The organism is Bifidobacterium sp. ESL0827, from assembly GCF_052606685.1.
This window is the reverse complement of sequence record NZ_CP199597.1, coordinates 1,937,930-1,955,071: the sequence shown is the minus strand read 5'-3', so window position 1 is coordinate 1,955,071 and position 17,142 is coordinate 1,937,930. Positions and strand designations below refer to the sequence as shown.

The 17,142-nt window shown below is 59.1% G+C and carries 10 protein-coding genes and 1 riboswitch; of the genes, 7 read left to right on the top strand and 3 right to left on the bottom strand.

Annotation, left to right across the window (positions count from 1 at the left end):
• Nucleotides 1-39: 39 nt before the first annotated feature.
• Both ACUIAI_RS07885 and ACUIAI_RS07880 read right to left on the bottom strand, forming a co-directional pair.
• Entirely contained in the window at nt 40-1,545 is a 1,506-nt protein-coding gene (locus ACUIAI_RS07885; protein ID WP_445342078.1) for an amino acid permease, read from the bottom strand.
• Between the two features lie 205 nt (nt 1,546-1,750).
• Nucleotides 1,751-3,226 (bottom strand): amino acid permease, encoded by a 1,476-nt coding sequence (locus ACUIAI_RS07880; RefSeq protein ID WP_445342077.1) that lies wholly within the window; start codon nt 3,224-3,226, stop codon nt 1,751-1,753.
• Between the two features lie 96 nt (nt 3,227-3,322).
• A riboswitch (Lysine riboswitch) is annotated at nt 3,323-3,501 on the bottom strand.
• A gap of 313 nt (nt 3,502-3,814) precedes the next feature.
• Here ACUIAI_RS07880 and ACUIAI_RS07875 point away from each other — a divergent pair.
• The 7 genes from ACUIAI_RS07875 to ACUIAI_RS07845 all read left to right on the top strand — a co-directional run bounded on the left by ACUIAI_RS07875 (nt 3,815) and on the right by ACUIAI_RS07845 (nt 15,403).
• Entirely contained in the window at nt 3,815-5,140 is a 1,326-nt protein-coding gene (locus ACUIAI_RS07875; protein ID WP_445342076.1) for an ABC transporter substrate-binding protein, read from the top strand.
• A 142-nt stretch (nt 5,141-5,282) separates the two neighbouring features.
• Nucleotides 5,283-6,239, top strand: coding sequence for a carbohydrate ABC transporter permease (locus ACUIAI_RS07870; protein WP_110413614.1), 957 nt, complete (start codon nt 5,283-5,285; stop codon nt 6,237-6,239).
• Nucleotides 6,236-7,171 (top strand): carbohydrate ABC transporter permease, encoded by a 936-nt coding sequence (locus ACUIAI_RS07865; RefSeq protein ID WP_024627072.1) that lies wholly within the window; start codon nt 6,236-6,238, stop codon nt 7,169-7,171. Before ACUIAI_RS07870 ends, ACUIAI_RS07865 begins: the two co-directional genes overlap by 4 nt.
• A 66-nt stretch (nt 7,172-7,237) precedes the next feature.
• Nucleotides 7,238-9,403 (top strand): 1,3-beta-galactosyl-N-acetylhexosamine phosphorylase, encoded by a 2,166-nt coding sequence (gene gnpA, locus ACUIAI_RS07860; protein WP_445342075.1) that lies wholly within the window; start codon nt 7,238-7,240, stop codon nt 9,401-9,403.
• Between the two features lie 28 nt (nt 9,404-9,431).
• Complete coding sequence (locus ACUIAI_RS07855; protein ID WP_445342074.1) at nt 9,432-10,517, top strand: phosphotransferase enzyme family protein; 1,086 nt, start codon at nt 9,432-9,434, stop codon at nt 10,515-10,517.
• On the top strand, nt 10,517-11,989 hold the full coding sequence (locus ACUIAI_RS07850) for a UDP-glucose--hexose-1-phosphate uridylyltransferase (protein ID WP_445342073.1): 1,473 nt from the start codon (nt 10,517-10,519) through the stop codon (nt 11,987-11,989). Before ACUIAI_RS07855 ends, ACUIAI_RS07850 begins: the two co-directional genes overlap by 1 nt.
• Nucleotides 11,990-12,028: 39 nt before the next feature.
• Nucleotides 12,029-15,403: an endo-alpha-N-acetylgalactosaminidase family protein gene (locus ACUIAI_RS07845; protein WP_445342071.1), complete on the top strand. Its 3,375-nt coding sequence runs from the start codon at nt 12,029-12,031 to the stop codon at nt 15,401-15,403.
• 82 nt (nt 15,404-15,485) lie between these two features.
• On the opposite strand, the gene ACUIAI_RS07840 is transcribed toward ACUIAI_RS07845, so the two are convergent.
• The gene (locus ACUIAI_RS07840) at nt 15,486-16,943 is read right to left on the bottom strand and encodes an amino acid permease (protein WP_254477728.1); all 1,458 of its coding nucleotides are present in this window, start codon (nt 16,941-16,943) and stop codon (nt 15,486-15,488) included.
• Between the last annotated feature and the right edge of the window lie 199 nt (nt 16,944-17,142).

Here is a 17,142-nt window from a genome sequence, read left to right as displayed (position 1 = left end):
ACGTTGAACTACTTACGGGGTGTCCCTGCGCCTGCTGATTCAGCGCGCGGATTCGGCACCGGACACGTCCATGTCCTTGAGGCGCACGATCTTGGTGTGGTTGACGAACTTGAAGCCCAGGTAGAGGACCAGGACCAGAACCACGCTGAAGTAGGTCATAGCCATGTGAGACCAGTTCAGGCTGAGCAGGGAGGGGATGTCCTGTCCTGCGATGACGATGACGCAGAGCACCATGGCCAGAACCGGACCGAACGGATAGAGCTTGGAGTGGTACTTGAGCTCGCTCAGGTCGTGCCCCTGGAGCTTGAAGGCCCTCCGGAAGCGGAAGTGGCTCAGGGCGATGCCGATCCAGGCGATGAACCCGGTCAGCCCAGTAGCGGTCACCAGCCACATGTAGAAGGACTGGCCGAAGATGCTGGAGGCGAAGGTGGCCAGGGACATGCAGACTGTGGCTACCAGGGCTGCCAGGGGGATGCCCCTCTTGGTGGTCCTGGCGAAGATGGCCGGAGCATAATGATCCTTGGCCAGTCCGTAGAGCATGCGGCTGGAGGCGTAGGCCCCGGTGTTGACGGCCGAGAGTATGGAAGTCAGCACCACAGCGTTCATGACGCTGGCCGCCGAGGCTAGGCCGGCCCGCTGGAAGACCAGGGTGAAGGGCGACATGGCGATGTTTCCGTCAGAGGCTCCCAAAAGGTTAGGGCTGGTGTAGGGGATCAGGGCGGCGATGACGAAGATGGACAGCACATAGAAGAGCAGGATCCGCCAGAAGACGTCGTTGATGGCCTTGGGGACCGCCTTGCCGGGGTTTTCGGACTCGCCGGCGGTCACGCCCACAACCTCGGTTCCCTGGAAGGAGTAGCCGGCGATCAGGAAGACGCTCATGATGGCCGGGAAACCTCCCACGAAGGGGGCGTCCTTGTAGGTGAAGTTCTTCAGGCCGACCGCCGGCTGGAACATGATTCCGCAGATCATGGCCATGCCTATGATCAGAAAGACGATGATGGTGGCCACCTTGATCAGGGAAAGCCAGAACTCGGTCTCCCCGAATGCGGAGACTGTCAGGGCGTTGATCAGGAAGACGATGACCAGGACCAGCAGGCTCCAGATCCATCCTGGGGTGTTGGGCAGCCAGTACTGGATCAGAAGGGCGGCGGTGGAGATGTCCACGGCACCCGAGATGGTCCAGTTCAGCCAGTAGTCCCAGCCCATGGCGAATCCCAGTGCTGGATCCACGTAGCGGGCGCTGTAGGCGGCGAAGGAGCCCGACACTGGAAGGTGGGTGGCCAGCTCGCCTAGGCTGGTCATCAGGAAGTAGACCATGACACCCATGGCTATGTAGGCCAGAAGTCCGCCGCCGGGGCCTGCAGTGGAGATGGTGGAGCCGGAGGTCATGAACAGTCCGGTGCCGATGCAGCCGCCCAGGGCGATCATGGAGATGTGGCGGGTCTTGAGGTTGCGCTTGACGCTGCCGTAGCCATGATGCTCTTGCCCGGCCCGGTCGGATTGATTGGTGTTCGACGCTGCATTGCTGGTGTTCTGCGTCATGATCCTCCTCCTTTTGGCTGGGCGACGCACCGGGGAGTCCGGGGTCGTACTGAAATTGTGATTCCTGATATTGCCGGCTGGATGTCGGAATAGATTCATATGGCCGGGTCCTTGAGCCGGTCCTCGAACGCTTAGGGAGTCTATGCCATTGATATGGCCTTTCGGCTCCCGTGGTCACAATGTGTCATGTCAGCTGGCAAATCTTTCATAGCGATTCCGGATCCCCGCTCAAATCCATGGCCTCCAGGGGCACGATTCGGGTATGGTGTCGGATCTTGTAGCCCAGGTAAAGGGCAAGCACCAGGGGCACGCTTATGTAGGTGACGCCGATCTCCTGCCAGTTCCAGTTGACGAAGGCCTCGATGTTCTGCCCGCCGATGACGACGACGCACAGGATCAGGGCCAGGATGGGTCCCAGGGGGAAGAGCTTGGCATGGTAGCGCAACTCCTCAACCCGGTGGCCTTGGACCACCCAGGCGCGGCGGAAGCGGTAGTGGCTCAGGGCGATGCCGATCCAGACGATGAATCCGGTCAGACCCGAAGCGGCCACCAGCCACATGTAGATCCGCTGGCCGAAGATACTGGCGGCGAAGGTGGCCAGGGAGACCACGAGCGTGGCGACCAGCGAGGCCATGGGGATGCCGTGACGGGTGGTGTGCCCGAAGAAGGACGGGGCGTAATGGTCCTTGGCAAGGGAGTAGAGCATTCGGGTGGAGGCGTAGACACCTGAATTGGCGGATGAGAGGACCGAGGTCAGGATGATGGCGTTCATGACGCTGGCTGCCGAGGCCAGGCCCGCTCGCTGGAAGACCAAGGTGAAGGGTGACATGGCGATGTCCCCCTCGGCGGAGCTGAGCAGATTGGGGCTGGTGTAGGGAATCAGCGCGGCGATGACGAAGATGGACAGCACATAGAAGAGCAGGATCCGCCAGAAGACGTCGTTGATGGCCTTGGGGACCGCCTTGCCGGGGTTTTCGGACTCGCCGGCCGTGACGCCGATCAGCTCAGTGCCCTGGAAGGAGAAGCCTGCAATCAGAAAGACGTTGAGAATGGCGGGGAATCCGCCCACGAAGGGAGCGTCCTTATAGGTGAAATTGCTCAGGCCCAAGGCTGGGCGGAACATAATTCCGCAGATCATGGCCAAGCCGATGGCCAGGAAGACGATCACCGTCACCACCTTGATCAGTGCCAGCCAGAACTCGGCCTCGCCAAAGGCCGACACGGTCAGGGCGTTGATCAGGAAGATGACCACTAGGACCAGCAGGCTCCAGATCCATCCTGGGGTGTGGGGCAGCCAGTACTGGATCAGCAGGGCGGCGGTGGAGATGTCCACAGCCACGGTGATGGCCCAGTTCAGCCAGTAGTTCCAGCCCATGGCGAATCCCAGGGCCGGATCCACATAGCGGGCGTTGTAGGCGGCAAAGGAGCCGGAAGTAGGCAGGTGTGTGGCCAGCTCGCCCAGGCTGGTCATTAGAAAGTAGACCATGAGGCCCATGGCTGCGTAGGCCACCAGCGCGCCTCCTGGTCCGGCCTTGGCGATGGTGGAGCCGGAGGTCATGAACAGGCCGGTGCCGATGCAGCCGCCCAGGGCGATCATGGTGACGTGCCGGGTTTTGAGGTTGCGTTGAACCCGGTCGGTGGATGCGGAGGAACTGGTCTTTCCGCCCTGCCTGGTCGCCATAACTGCTCTTTTCCTTGGACTGACCTGAGAGCCCTATGACGACGGTTTCGACAGGCTCCGCTCAGGCGGAATCCAGACGCCTTGCCTGTCTGTGACACTGCACATAGCGCTCCGCAACATCGGGTTGCGACAGTCCCGGACCTGTTCGACCCGGGCCCAACGGGTCGGATGGGCGGATCCGGACCGTTTCGGCCGGACCTCCTTTCGCCGGGTATGCACGACACCGCACTGTCTGATCCCGGTTACTGATAGGTTCGGCGACCTCTTCAGTGGTTTTGCAATTACGGGACAGCATAGAGGGATTCTCAGACAAGGTTGGAGCGCTTGCCTTATAGGGTATAGGGCGAAGTTGTCGAAAACGCTGCTACTGCAAAGCACTACACCCGCTTAGAGTTCGTTGGATCTACTAGGTCGATATCAATTGTGAATGAAGGTAATCAAATGAAAATCCCGTGGTTTAGCACTGATTTGCTAAATCTACATTTCTTGTAATTAAATTAATAAACTGTCCTTGCAAATAAGTACTGCTATACTGAATATGCACTTCGAGGTTAAGACAATGTTGTTTTTATGAAGGGGTGAGTCAAGATGAGAACCAGCAACAAACGTATAATGGCGGCCATGGCTGCAGTGGCGGCCTTAAGCATGGCACTGGCCGGGTGCGGTTCCTCCGGCGGATCCGATGCCAGCAAGGGCGGTGACACCAAGTCGGGCGGCAAGGTCGAACTGACATACCTGCATCGTCTTCCCGACAAGCAGGGCATGACCATGGTCAAGGACACCGTGGCCAGGTGGAACAAGGATCACCCGAACATCCAGGTCAAGGCCACCAAGTTCAATGGCAGCCCCGGTGACCTGATCAAGAAGCTGGAGACCGACGTCAAGGCCGGGAATGCTCCCGATCTGGCTCAGGTAGGCTACGCTGAGCTGCCTGAGGTCTATACCAAGGGCATTGTCGAGGATGTCACTGCAGAGGCAGGCAAGTACTCCAAAGACTTTGCAGAGGGTCCCAGCAAGCTTATGAGCGTGGACGGCAAGGTCTTCGGTCTGCCTCAGGATACCGGCCCCATGGTCTACTACTACAACAAGACTGAATTCGACAAGCTGGGCATTAAGGTCCCCACCACGGCCGAGGAATTCATTGAATCGGCCAAGAAGGCAGCGGCTCAGGGTAAGTACATCATGACCTACCAGCCCGATGGTGCAGGCATGGCCTTCTCCGCCCTGTCCGGCGCATCATCTCCCTGGTACGAGATCAAGGACGGTAAGTGGGTCGTCAACGTTGATACGCCCGGCTCCAAGGCCACGGCCGACTTCTACCAGCAGCTGCTGGATGCCAAGGCGATGAACCTGACCCCCAGCACCGACCCCTCCTTCGCTGGTGCCTTCCATGACGGCTCCATCATCGGATCCATTGACGCCGCCTGGAACGCCCCGATCATGATGGACTGGATCGGTGATGCCGGCAAGGGCCAGTGGAGGGTCACCCAGATCGGCGACTGGTTCAAGAACGGCGGGAAGACCGGGCCCAACGGCGGTTCGGGCGTTGCAGCCATCAAAGGCACCAAGCACAAGGCAGAGGCCATGGAGTTCCTGGACTGGTTCAACACCCAGGTGCCTGATCTGACCTCTCAGGGTCTGATTGTCGCGGCCTCCACCGAGAAGGCCAAGACCCCTCAGTCCTGGACCGAATTCTTCGGCGGGCAGGACGTGATGGCGGAGTTCGCCAAGGCCAACGCCAACATGGGCTCCTTCAACTACATGCCCGGATTCTCCGCGGTGAGCAGCGCCGTCGGCGAGGCTGCCGACAAGGCCGGGAAGGGTCAAGCCAAGGTCTCCGATGCCTTCGACGCGGCACAGAAGACATCCCTTGCCACACTGAAGGATTATGGCCTTCCGATCGCCAAGGATTGATCGGTAACCGCTCTTCGGCGGATACAGCAGGGAGGCCTTCCCTGACAATCTCACCAGGTTGGGGAACCCGGGTCTGTGGCCCGTGTTCCCCGCCTGCGGGAAGGTCGCTCGCCTTATAGGTTCCGAGAGGATGGTTATTCACATGAGCCATCGAACAACAGCTGAGGCAGGGGCTCAGAAGAAGGGGAGATCCGAGATCGTCAAACGCAACGAACGGACGGGTTGGGCATTCATGATGCCTTTCTGCATCCTCTTTGCGATTGTCTTCATCATCCCCATTGCCTATGCCGTCTATATGAGCTTCTTCCAGCAGGTGGCCTCGGGCGGCGGCGCCTACGGCGGGGGCGAGATGATCAATAAGTTCGTCGGGTTGGAGAACTTCCGATTTACAGTTACCTCCGCAGCCTTCTGGACCGGCATCGGCAGGGTCCTGATCTACACGGTCATCCAGGTCCCGGTCATGATCATCGCCGCACTGGCCCTGGCCATGCTCCTGGATTCCTTCATTGTCAAGCACGTCACCCCCTATCGGCTGGGCTACTTCCTGCCCTATGCCATCCCGGGCGCGATCGCGGCCATCATCTGGGTATTCCTTTACAACGACCAGTTCTCGCCCATCGTCAAGGGCCTGGCAGCCATAGGAATCCACGTCAACTTCTTCGCATCCAACGCTCTGATCGCCTCCATGGCCAACATCACCACCTGGACCTTCACGGGCTACAACATGCTGATCTTCCTAGCAGCCCTCCAGGCCATTCCTCGTGATCTCTATGAGGCTGCCCGAATCGACGGAGCCAACGGTTTCCAGATCGCCATGAGGATCAAACTCCCCAACGTAAGGGGGGCCGCTCTCCTGGCCATGCTCCTGTCCATCATCGGCAGCATCCAGCTCTTCAACGAGCCCCAGGTCATGCAGACCGTCGACAAGGGCATATCGAACTCCTACACCCCCATGATGATGGCCATGAACACATCGCGAGGCATCCTCACCCCCAAGGGTGACGGTCCGGCTTCGGCCATCGCAATTGTCATGGCGCTGATTGCCGGGGTCCTTGCCGCCCTCTACGCATACATCGAGAGGAAGGTGAACGAATCATGACCTCGGCCAATCCCGCACGCCTTGCAAAAAAGCAGGACAAGCTCCTCAAGCAGAAGGCCGATGAGCTGCCCCGCTCCATGAGGCCCACCAAGGTGGTCAAGATCACCACCATCGTGGTCCTGGTCTTCGCCTTGATCTACTTCCTCTTTCCCATTTATTGGGCCATCATCGCCTCTACCAAGTCGCCCTCCCAGCTGGTCAGCAGCAACGGCCTCTGGTTTGCGGTCGACCTGAAGAAGATTCCCCAGGCGGTGGCCACTAACTACTCGATCCTCCTAGGCTGGACACATTCACAGTTCTGGCACTGGGTCTTCAATTCCTTGATTTACTCAGGGGTTTCCGCCCTGATCGGCACAGTGGTTTCGGTCATGGCCGGGTATGGCACAGCCAAGTTCCAGTTCCGAGGCAGGGGCGTCGTCATGACCATCGCTATGTCTGCCCTGCTGATGCCCTCGGCGCTGATGACCATCCCCCAGTACTCCATCTTCAACGCCCTCCATCTGAGCAACACCATGCTGGCAGTGATCATCCCCTGCTCGGTCTCGCCCTTCGGTTTCTTCCTGGGAAGGGTGTACGCCCAGAGTTCGGTCCCTACCGAGCTTCTGGAGGCGGCCAGGATCGACGGTGCTGGCGAGGCGAGGATCTTCTTCACGATCGTGCTGAGGATTCTTGCGCCTGCCATGGTCACGATCTTCCTCTTCCTCTTCGTGGCCACCTGGAATAACTTCCTCCTGCCGCTGATGATGCTCTCCAGCGAGAACCTCTTCCCGGTGACCCTGGGCCTCTATGGTCTGGTCTCTCTGCCGGTCTTTACCGATCGAGGGGCGCTGATGATGGGGTCCCTGCTGGGTGTTCTGCCGGTGATCATCCTCTTCTTCTGCCTGCAGCGGTTCTGGCAGGCTGGACTGACCGCCGGTTCGGTCAAGGAGTAAGAGCCCAAGGCTGTACACAGCTTTTCAGTCATTCCGTTACGAGATATTCCAAGGAGATTTGATTCAATGACCACGACCGGGCGCTTTACCCTGCCGGGCGAAGAAAACTTTGCCGAAAAGACCAAGGAACTGGCCAAGCTCTGGGGTGCGGATGCCATTCGCAATTCGGACGGCACGCGTTTGGACCAGGAGCTGCTGAACTTGGGGATGAAGGTGTACAGCGCCTACTTCCCTACTCGCGCCCACAACGAGTGGATCAGCAAGCACATGGACGAGACCCCACAGGTCTACCTGATGTCTGAGCGCATACTGGCCCACGAAGATCAAGTGCAGATTCCCTTGATGGACCGCTATTTCGACCAGCAGCTCAGGCCCAACAGGGATGCCGACCCCCATCGGTACTGGGAGGTCATCGACCGCACCTCCGGGCGGGTCCTGGACCAGTCGGAGTGGAGCCTGGATCCGGATCAGGACCTGGTTCGCGTGACCGAGGCCACCCCCATGCATGAGTACACGGCATCCTTCCTGGCCTACATTATCTGGGATCCGGTCGAGATGTACAACCACCTGACCAACGACTGGGGCGACAAGGAGCACGAGATTCCCCTGGACATCTACCATCCTGCCACCCGAAAGTTCGTCATGGATGCCTATCGGCAGTGGCTGGATGAGAACCCGGCGACCGACGTGGTCCGGTTCACCACCTTCTTCTACCAGTTCACGCTGATCTTCGACCAGCTCCACCGGGAGAAGCTGGTGGACTGGTTCGGATATGCCTGCACAGTCTCCCCCCAGGCCTTGGATGACTTCGAGACCCGGTACGGTTACCGTCTGCGTCCGGAGGACTTCATCAACAAGGGCAGCTACAATTCCTCCTTCTGCATTCCTGGCACGGCACAGCGCGATTGGATCGATTTCCTCTCGGACTTCGTGCGGGAGAACGTGAAGACCATGGTCGACATGACTCACCAGGCAGGCAAGGAAGCCATGATGTTCCTGGGAGACCAATGGATCGGGACCGAGCCCTACAAGCCGGGCTTCGAGAAGCTGGGTCTGGATGCTGTGGTCGGGTCCGTGGGCGATGGCACCACCTTGCGCATGATCTCCGATATTCCCGGGGTTCGTTACACCGAAGGTCGTTTTCTGCCATACTTCTTCCCTGATACCTTCCATGAGGGCAACGATCCCAGTATCGAGGGGTTGGACAATTGGCGCAAGGCCCGCAGGGCCATCCTGCGCAGCCCCATATCGCGCATGGGCTACGGCGGCTACCCATCCCTGGCGGCCAAGTTCCCCAAATTCGTTCAGACCGTGGCCCGCATCGCAGACGAGTTCCGGGATCTGCATGACAGGACCAATGGGAAGGCGGCCCAGGGACAGCTCAATGTGGCAGTGCTGAATTCCTGGGGCGCCATGCGTTCCTGGATGGCCTACACGGTGGCGCACGCCCTGCCCAACAAGCAGACCTACTCCTACTACGGGGTTCTGGAGGCACTGTCGGGCATGAGGGTGAACGTCCGTTTCATCAGCTTCGACGACATTCTGGCCCGTGGCGTGGATCATGACCTGGATGTGATCATCACCGGTGGTCCGGCCGATACGGCCTTCAGCGGTGGCGGGGTCTGGAAGAATCCTGCCCTACTGGAGATCCTGCGGTCCTGGGTCAACGGGGGAGGGGCCCTGGTCGGCATAGGCCAGCCGACCGCTTTGGAAAGAGAGGGGCGCTTCTTCCAATTGGCCGATGTTTTCGGCGTTGATCAGGAGCGCTTCCACACTCTTTCGGTAGACAAATACTTCCCGAAGGTCGCCGAGGGGCACTTCATCACCGCCGATCTGCCCGAGGACGGCAAAGCGAACTTTGGAGAGCCAGTGGTAAACACCTACCCCATCAACGAGGAGGTCACCCTGCTAAGGGCCGACCAGGGTCAGGTGCAGCTGGCGGTCAACCAGTATGGCATGGGCCGTGGGGTCTACCTGTCCGGACTGCCCTATTCGGCCGTCAATGCCAGGCTTCTTGAACGGATCCTTTTCTATGCCAGTGGGCAGGAGGGCCGGTACAGGGACTGGAGCTGCACCAATCCTCATTGCGAGGTGGCCTACTTCCCACAGGAGGGCGTCTACTGCGTCGTCAACAACACCGACTTACCCCAGGAGACCAGGGTTCGTCAGGCAGACGGCCAGGTCAGGGACATTGTCCTGGAACCCAGCGCCATGGTCTGGCAGCAGGCATAAGGGCAGGTTCGGCAGGAAAGGGGCTATTATGACGACGGTTCAGGATCAGGAGCTGGCCGCGGTTGCTGCCCACTACCCACTCGAAGGGCGTGTGGAGAGCATTGCGCCTTATGGCAACGGGCACATCAATCAGACTTATCTGATACAAACGGACAAGCGTCGTTACATTCTGCAGCGAATGAATACCTCGGTTTTCCCTGATACGGCCTCCCTGATGCGCAACATCGAGTTGGTGACCGAATTTCTGCGCTCGCAGGGTCAAGAGACCCTGGACATTATCCGCAATAGAGAGGGCAATACCTACTGTGAGCTGGCAAGCGGAGCCTGGCGGGTCTATGCCTTCATCGAGAACACGATCTCCTACGATCTGGTCCCCAGCCCAGATGTTTTCAAGGAGGCGGGCCAGGCTTTCGGACGCTTCCAGAATTCTCTGGCGCTCTTCGATGCCTCTCAACTGACCGAGACCATCGCCCACTTCCATGACACCCCCAAACGGTTCGAGACCTTCAAACGGGCTGTTCAGGAAGATATCAAAGGCAGGGCATCCACCTGCCGGGCCGAGATCGACTGGTATATGGAACGTGCTGAGCAGTACCCGGTCATCATGGAGGGGCTTGCCGATGGATCCATTCCACTCAGGGTCACCCATAACGACACCAAGCTCAACAACATCCTGATGGATGCCGCCACCGGGAAGGCCAGGGCCATCATCGATCTGGACACGATCATGCCCGGATCCATGCTCTTCGATTTCGGCGACTCCATCCGTTTCGGCGCTTCGACTGCCTTGGAAGACGAGCGGGATCTGGACAAGGTCCATTTCAACCCCGATCTTTACCGTGCCTATGCCCAAGGGTTCCTGGGAGCGGTTGCCAGCAAGGCCATGGACCGGGAGCTGAGCCTCTTCCCGGCTTCCTGTAGGATTATGACCCTGGAGTGCGGCATGCGTTTTTTGACCGACTACCTTCAGGGTGACACCTATTTCGCCACCGCCTACCCGGAGCACAATTTGGTACGGACCCATACCCAGATGCGCTTGGTCGAGGAGATGGAGGCTGACGATGCCCAAATGCAGGAGATGACCGCTCAGGTGGTCGAAGAGGTGAGGAGCTGATGCTGAACCGGGTTTACCGGAGCCTCGATGCTCTGATCGGGTACGCCTGTGCCTGTCTGGACCTGGATCCGTCCGATGTCGACTGGGCTCGCAATCAGATCTTGGCGCTTTTCTCCTTGGACTCCTACGATTCCGGGGATGGATCTGCTGATTCCGCCTCCGGTGGCGTCGATGATCTTCTGGAATCGTTTATGCAGGCCTTGGCCGATGCCGGGCTTATGGCTCAGGATGACGCCCCCTCCATGGCAGATACGGTTATGGGAATCCTGTCCTCCAGGCCATCCCATCTGCAGCGGCGCTTCATGCAGGTGGAGAGGGCTCAGGGTGGTATGGCAGCCATGCACTGGTTCTACGACTATTGCGTCAAAAACACCTACATCAAGAAGTCCCTTCTGGACAGGAACCCTCGTTTCTCCTCCGGGGGCGTGGTGGTCACCATCAACCTGGCCAAGCCGGAATTCAAGGACATGAAGAAGGCTGCGGCGGGCAACAGCACCGCAGGAGGGTACCCCAAGTGCACCATCTGCCATGAAAATGAGGGCTTCGCCGGGCGTGACAAGCGCACATTGAGGACCATCCCCCTGACTCTAGGCGGCCATGGCTGGTTTTGGCAGTTCTCGCCCTATGGGTACTTTCGCGAGCATGGCATCTGCGTCAACGCTGATCACACCCCCATGCACGTGGACCGGGACACCTTCGGGAACCTGCTGGATTTTGTGGACCGTTTTCCCGATTACTTCCTAGGATGTAACGCCGCCTTGCCTCGTATTGGCGGATCTGTTCTGGCTCATGACCACTATCAGGGCGGAGGAGAGCGCCTGCCCATGCATCAGGCCGGTGCTTGGCGAACCCTGCACTTGGGCGGCCACCCTGATACCCCTATCGAGATTCTGGACTGGCCGGGGACCGTGGTGAGAGTGGTTTCGCCATCACGGCAGGAGATTATCGAGGTCAGCGAAACCGTCAGGCAGGCCTGGGTGGATTACGACAATCCGGACCTAGACATCGCCAGCCAAGGACCAGAAGGGCGGCAATCGGCCCTTTCGCCCAGCCTGGTCAAGACTAACCGAGGCTACGAGATGAGCCTGATCCTGCGTAATAACGGTGTCAGTCCGGAGTTTCCGGATGGCATCTTCCACGTGCACCCGGAGTTCTATCCAGTCAAGCAGGAACCCATCGGCCTGATTGAGGCCCAGGGGCTCTTCGTCCTGCCCGGAAGGCTGGTCGGTCAGCTTGCCTGCCTGGAAGAGGCTATGGTGGCAGGTGCCGGGCTTCCCGAACAAGTAGCGGACTTCAGCTTGGAGTATGACGAAATTACCAAGACTCTGCAGGGATCGCATGATCCGGACAAGGTCCATGAGGCCCTTAAGAGTGAAATCGGTAGTGTCTGCGCCCGGATCTTGGGCAACACCGCAGTCTTTAAGCGGCCCGAACAGACCGAGGAGTTCCTGCGGGGGCTGGGTTGCCGATAGGTGGCGTATATGAATAACACCAATGACAGGGGATGACCGATGGGCAGAACAAGCATGGATGGAAATCAGTCGATCACGAGGGCGGGCGCCACGGACTCTTGTGAGACTCTGTGCACCGAAGTTATGGAAGTGCGCCTCAGGCCTGACTTTCCTTCAGTGATTGACTATCGGCTGAAGACACCTCATGCTGAAGGGAGCATGCTTGGGCAGGTCCGGGATCTGCGTCTGGTGGCCATCAACGGCATCGAGATTGAGCTGGGTTCTGATCAAGTGGAGCTGGAGCGGGAAAACCAGACCAGTCTGGTCTATCGACTTCATGCGATCGCTGCAGGCCAGGGGATCGATGCGGTTTTGGCGGTCCGTATCTCAGTCGAGGACGCCTCTCTGAGCTATAAGGTGATTTCGATTAGGAACCAGTCCGGCCCCGATCATCCAGTCCAGACGGTGGCCTTCCCTGGTCAATGCCTGATTTCCGTGACCAGTACTCAGGCGGATGCGGAGTTTACCGGCGCTCGCATGTCTGCGGATGTCTCCATCAGCGGTGATGTGCACCGGGCAGTCACCGAGCAGATGGAGGAGGACCCTATTGGGCAGGACTACATGTATGGCTTCCTCTCCGCGGATGGCCTCAGCGCCGGCCTCTGGAGCAACTCCGAGCACGATGGGACCACTGCCAGCAAAACGGGAACCGGTGGCGCGCAGAACACCAGAGTTATGACGGTTCGCGACCAAGTGGACGGAGTTACCGTCCTTGGCCTGACCAGTGCACCTTGGATATACAACCGGGTGGTTCAGGATTCCCACGGACGCTCTTATACGGTTGAGGAGACGGACAAGCCCGCCATGGCAGTGGCTCTGGCCGGAGACCTGAACGATGACGGGGTGGTCAACTGGCAGGACGGCGCCATCGCCTTCAGGCACATCATGAACAATCCGTACGGTTCTGATGACATCCCGGACCAGGTGGCACGACGCATAGCTATGAACTTCGGCTCTCAGGCCCAGAATCTCTTCATGACAACCTTGGATAACGTCAAGCGGGTGGCCTTGGCTACCGATGGCCTAGGTCAGTCCGTCCTTCTCAAGGGATATGGCAACGAGGGCCACGACTCCGGCCATCCGGACTACGACGACATCGGTCGACGAATGGGCGGAGTCCAGGACTTGAATACCTTGATGGACAGGGGCAAGGCCTATGGTGCCCGGTTCGGCGTCCATGTCAATGTGGACGAGATGTTTCCCGAGGCCAAGGCCTTTTCTGAAAACATGATTCGCAGGGACGACAAGGGCGGCCTCTGCTATGGCTGGAACTGGCTGGATCAGACCGTGGGTATCGATGGCATCTATGACCTGGCCTCAGGCGCCAGGAGGGAACGCTTTGCCGCCCTCGCCCGTGAGGTCGGCGACAGGATGGACTTCGTGTACGTGGATGTCTGGGGCGATGGGACCTCGGGGGAGGAGGATTCCTGGCAAACCAGAAAGCTCTCGAAGATTCTGACCGATAACGGGTGGGGGATTGGCACGGAGTACGCTTCGGCCAATGAGTATGACGCCACCTTCCAACACTGGTCTCTGGATTTGACCTATGGATCCCCCCACGACAAAGGTGAGAACTCCCAGGTCATGCGCTTTCTGCGCAACCACCAGAAGGATAGCTGGATAGGTGATCACCGAGCTTTCGGAGGCGCGGCCAACGCCCCGCTCCTGGGCGGCTACAGCATGAAGGACTTCGAGGGATGGCAGGGGCGCAATGACTTCGATGCCTATATGGATAACCTCTACACCTGCGACCTCTCGACCAAGTTCATCCAGCATTTCAGAATCATGGCCTGGTACAACGACCCCATCAACGTCGATTCCGTCCATGACTCGACCAGGAATCAGGGGAACGAACAGGTCGAGCTGGTTAATGATCAAGGTGACAGGCTGATCATCTCCAGGGGTTCCAATGAGCAGACATCACCCGCCTACCGCGAGCGCACGATGAGACTGAATGGTCGCGTGGTGCTTGTCGGCGATCTGGAGGCCAATGACCCTAAGGCCGACAAGCCTGGGCTTGAAACTGGAACCGGCGCAGGGGCATATCTGCTGCCCTGGGTCTGGAATGCCAATACAGGGGACCTGCTTGATCCGGATGAGCAGAAGCTCTACCACTGGAATACTGCTGGCGGCTCAACCACTTGGGAGCTCCCGGAATCGTGGCGCGATGCCTCTACTGTCATCGTCTACCGGCTGACCGACCAGGGCAGATCGGAGCCAAGGGAGATTCCGGTGGTGCAGGGGAGCCTCACCCTGGATGCCAAGCCTAGAACACCCTACCTGGTCTGTCGGCATGCGGGCCAGGGAGTCCAGGTGGACTGGTCGGGAGAGCATCTGGTTGATGCAGGGTTCAACGGTGGCGAAAGGCTGTTCCAGTCGGTCTGGTCCGTGAAGGGGCCCGGGCGTGCCTCGATCACCAAGGGCCAGTGCGCCAATCCCATGCTCAGACTTGAGGGCTCGGTCTGTGCTGTGCAACCCTTGACCAGCCTGGTGCCAGGCAGACGGTATGCCCTCTATCTAGGGCTTGACAACCGTGGCGGTCGGGTCGAACTGAGTGTGGAGGCGGACCAGGGTGGGCAGTTGGCTCGTAATATGAGCGGCCCGAGCATTGCCGAAAACTATGTCAAGGCCTACGCCCACAACACCGATGACCCAACGACTGACGGCAGCAGCTACTTTCAGAATGCCTACCTCTTCTTCACAGCGCCCAAGGGTGGGCAGACCCGTCTGGCCTTGGCTCATGAAGGGGGTGGTGTCGCCTATCTTGACGACATTCGCCTGGTCGAGAATGACTATGACGGCATCAGCCTGGACCAGGACGGTCATCTGGCTGAGCTTACCTGTGACTTCGAGGATAACGTCCAGGGGATTTGGCCCTTTGTGGTTGCTGGGGCCGAAGGGGTGGAAGACAACCGAATCCACCTGGCTCAGTTGCATGAGCCCTTCACGCAGGCCGGGTGGGACGTCAAAAGGATGGACGATGTCCTCCAGGGTGACTGGTCCCTGAAAGTGAACGGACTGACGGGGAGGTACGCTCTCCTCTTCCAGACCATTCCCCAGAACGTCCCCTTTGCGCCGGGTCGGCGCTACAGGGTCTCGTTCGACTACCAGTGCGGATCGGACGGCATATACGCCCTGGCAACAGGTAGAGGCGAATACCCCGGTGAGGACCTGAACCTGTATCCTTTGCACAAGGCTCTAGGGGCCACCGCCAGATGCGAGTTCGAGCTGACTGGCGATCCGAATGGCGATACCTGGTTCGGCATTTACTCCACTGACAGAAAACCAGATCTGGAAGGCAGCAGCGGCTCGGAGGCCAACATGGCTGGCTACCAGGATCTGGTTCTCGACAATCTGCGGATTACCAGTCTCTAGTCAAAGATTCCTTAGTCAAGAAGGAAGGGTTGCATGGTCAATTTCCTTAACAGCCGGTCGCGCTTATATTGAATCGTTAATTTCAGGCTCGTCGCTGGGTCAGCTGGTAGGCCACTAGAAGGACGATCAACCAGATGGGCCCGGCGATGACGGCCACCCGGTAGCTGGGCGAGAAGCACATGAGCACCACGATCATGGCCAGGAAGGCCAGGACCGCCCAGGGAGTCACCCGGGCAAAGGGCAGCTTGAAGTGCAGGGCGTTCAGAGCGCTTTCGCCGGTCTTGCCCGCCAGGTCGCCGGGGCCCTCGCCTCGGGCTACGGCGCGCCGGAAGAGCATCTCGGTCACCATGATCATGGACCAATTGATGATGGCCGAGATCGTGGCGATGCTCATCAGGTAGTTGAAGGCGAACTGGGGCCAGAGGAAGACCACGACAACGGCCAGGGCGATGATGCAAGCAGAGGTCAGCACTCCTGCGTAGGGTACCCCTCCCCTGGAAAGCCGTCCCAGGTACTTGGGGGCATTGCCCTGCCGGGCCAGGGAGAAGAGCATGCGGGAATTGGAGTAGAGGGCCGAGTTGTAAACGCTCATGACTGCGGTCAGGCAGACGAAATTGAGGATGCCTGCGGCTGCGTGAACTCCAACCGAGTCGAAGATCTGGACGAAGGGGCTAACGACCATACCTTGGGCATTGGGCTTGCCGATGGCATTCCAGGGGACCACGGCCATGATCACTCCAAGTGTCAGAATGTAGAAGACCAGAATCCTCCAAATGATGGCGTTGGTGGCCTTGGGGATGGTCCGCCGGGGATCGGAGGCCTCCCCGGCGGTGATGCCGATGAGTTCCGTGCCGCCGAAGCTGAACATGACCACCGCCAGCGACATAAGCAGACCGGTCCACTGGCCGTTGGCGCCGTGACGCATAAGTCCGTTGGGCAGGAATCCGCCGCCCACGGTGAACCAGTTGGCGAAGGAGGCCCGAAGCCCGTTGGCCGTAGGCAGGGCCATGACCACGACGGCCAGTCCGCCGATGATCATGGCGACGATGGCTGCGATTTTGATGATGGCGAACCAGAACTCGAACTCGCCGAACTTGCTGACTCCCATCAGATTGGCGGCCGTGATGATTACCAGGAAGAAGGCTGCAGAGACCCAGGCGGGTATTGCCGGGAACCAGAAGTTGACGAAGGTGCCCACCACGGAGAGTTCGACCATGGATACCAGGACGTAGTTCATCCAGTAGTTCCATCCCGACACAAAGCCCGCACGCTTGGACCAGTAGCGGGTGGCGTAGTAGCTGAAAGCGCCGGACTTGGGGTCTTCCACGCTCATTTCGCTCATGGCCCTGACGATCATGAAGATAGCCAGACCGCCTATCAGGTAGGCGATGATGATGGCCGGTCCAGCCAATGAGATGGATTCCCCGGACCCGTAGAAGAGTCCCGTCCCGATGGCGCCGCCCAGCGAGATGAGCTGGATGTGCCTGTTCTTCAGGGTTTTGCGCAGGTTCTTACCCTGCGACTCCTTGGATTGATCCATGGGAATGCCATTCCTTAGGTGGTGATGGTTGTCAACTGGATACCGCCGGCTGACAGGGCCAACCCTATCGGAGACGACCCATGCAGAATGACTATGCCTTTGCATTGTGGAATATAGGCGTCCGCCATATGAGACGTTAAATTCACCGAATCGTGACCGTTGGGTCCTACCATGGGCGTCGGTGCCTGCCGCCTGTTCC

Excerpts from the sequence above, each read along its gene's own strand:
- ACUIAI_RS07885 (WP_445342078.1), bottom strand. The coding sequence starts at position 1,545 with ATGACGCAGAACACCAGCAATGCAGCGTCGAACACCAATCAATCCGAC.
- ACUIAI_RS07880 (WP_445342077.1), bottom strand. The coding sequence starts at position 3,226 with ATGGCGACCAGGCAGGGCGGAAAGACCAGTTCCTCCGCATCCACCGAC.
- ACUIAI_RS07875 (WP_445342076.1), top strand. The coding sequence starts at position 3,815 with ATGAGAACCAGCAACAAACGTATAATGGCGGCCATGGCTGCAGTGGCG.
- ACUIAI_RS07870 (WP_110413614.1), top strand. The coding sequence starts at position 5,283 with ATGAGCCATCGAACAACAGCTGAGGCAGGGGCTCAGAAGAAGGGGAGA.
- ACUIAI_RS07865 (WP_024627072.1), top strand. The coding sequence starts at position 6,236 with ATGACCTCGGCCAATCCCGCACGCCTTGCAAAAAAGCAGGACAAGCTC.
- gnpA (WP_445342075.1), top strand. The coding sequence starts at position 7,238 with ATGACCACGACCGGGCGCTTTACCCTGCCGGGCGAAGAAAACTTTGCC.
- ACUIAI_RS07855 (WP_445342074.1), top strand. The coding sequence starts at position 9,432 with ATGACGACGGTTCAGGATCAGGAGCTGGCCGCGGTTGCTGCCCACTAC.
- ACUIAI_RS07850 (WP_445342073.1), top strand. The coding sequence starts at position 10,517 with ATGCTGAACCGGGTTTACCGGAGCCTCGATGCTCTGATCGGGTACGCC.
- ACUIAI_RS07845 (WP_445342071.1), top strand. The coding sequence starts at position 12,029 with ATGGGCAGAACAAGCATGGATGGAAATCAGTCGATCACGAGGGCGGGC.
- ACUIAI_RS07840 (WP_254477728.1), bottom strand. The coding sequence starts at position 16,943 with ATGGATCAATCCAAGGAGTCGCAGGGTAAGAACCTGCGCAAAACCCTG.